Consider the following 1,216-nt stretch of genomic DNA (forward strand, 5'->3'; position numbering starts at 1 on the left):
GTGACACCATACGGTATTCTCCTTCCTGATTTATGCACTAACCTTTTCTCTCCGTCACATTCCTACCCCATTCACGCACTATCTACCAGCAATTGCATCCGGATGTACTAATTCTCACCAGAGGTCGGCGTAGCTGACTGATTCAGAAAAGGTGTGTTGCGACCTGGCAAGGGCTTGCCGCCGAAGTACGGGCCTTGCGTAAGCGCGCTGAGCGTGCAGAAATGGAACTGGCCATTTTAAAAAAAGCGATGTCGATCTTTGCCGCTCCGCCGGGAAGGGACTGAAATACATGTTTATCACCAACCACCGGCACTGTTGGCCGGTGCGCCTGCAGTGCTATGTGCTGCAGGTGAGTGCCAGCGGCTACTATGCCTGGTTAAAGCGACCTGAACCTCAGCTTAGTGACGATGAGCGCAAGCTGGTGCGTGCCATGCGCGAGATTGATGAGAAGTCCAACCATACCTTCGGCAGCCGCCGGATGTACAAGGAACTGCGGCGAGGCAACCTTGTGGCAGGCCGTCACAAAATGCGCCGGCTGATGCGGGAAGACGGCATCCGTGTCAAGCGCACGCCCAGGCGTGCGTTGGTGCAAACTACCGACTCGCAACATCAGCACCCGGTGGCCGACAATCGGCTCAATCGCAACTTTACCGTCACGAAACCGAACACCGTCTGGGCTGCCGACATCACCTATGTACAGACCAACGCTGGCTATGTGTACTTGGCGGTGGTGATGGATTTGTTCTCGCGTCGCATCATTGGCTGGCATCTGTCAGAGACGATCACGCAACAGCTCACCATCACGGCACTCTGGAAGGCCTGGAAGAACCGTTCTTATGCCACCGGCATGCTCATTCATAGTGATCGCGGTTCGCAGTATGCTGCGGCAGGCTATCGCCAGTTTCTGACTGACTACTGTAAAGCAACGCAGAGCATGAGCCGCAAGGGAAACTGCTGGGACAATGCGCCCAGCGAGAGCTGGTTCAACAGCCTGAAGAACGAGCGGGTGCACGGCAGTCGTTACGCCACGCGGGCCGAGGCCACGGCAGACATCTTCGAGTACATCGAGGTGTTCTACAACCGGAAACGGCATCATTCGACCCTCGGCTACAGATCGCCAACCCAGTTCCTGAAGGACTGGATCAGCGCTCAGCATGATGAAAAACTGGTAGCATGAAACCCACCCGTTGGAAGACGAAAAACCGGGGGAAGCTCA

At 55.8% G+C, this 1,216-nt stretch carries 1 pseudogene; it reads left to right on the plus strand.

What is annotated here, in order from left to right:
* Positions 1–238 precede the first annotated feature (238 nt).
* Positions 239–1,177 (plus strand): annotated as a pseudogene (locus tag K8I01_04415) (IS3 family transposase).
* The last annotated feature ends 39 nt before the right edge of the window (positions 1,178–1,216 follow it).

Source organism: Deltaproteobacteria bacterium (assembly GCA_019912665.1).
Classification (GTDB): Bacteria; Desulfobacterota; GWC2-55-46; order GWC2-55-46; family GWC2-55-46; genus UBA5799.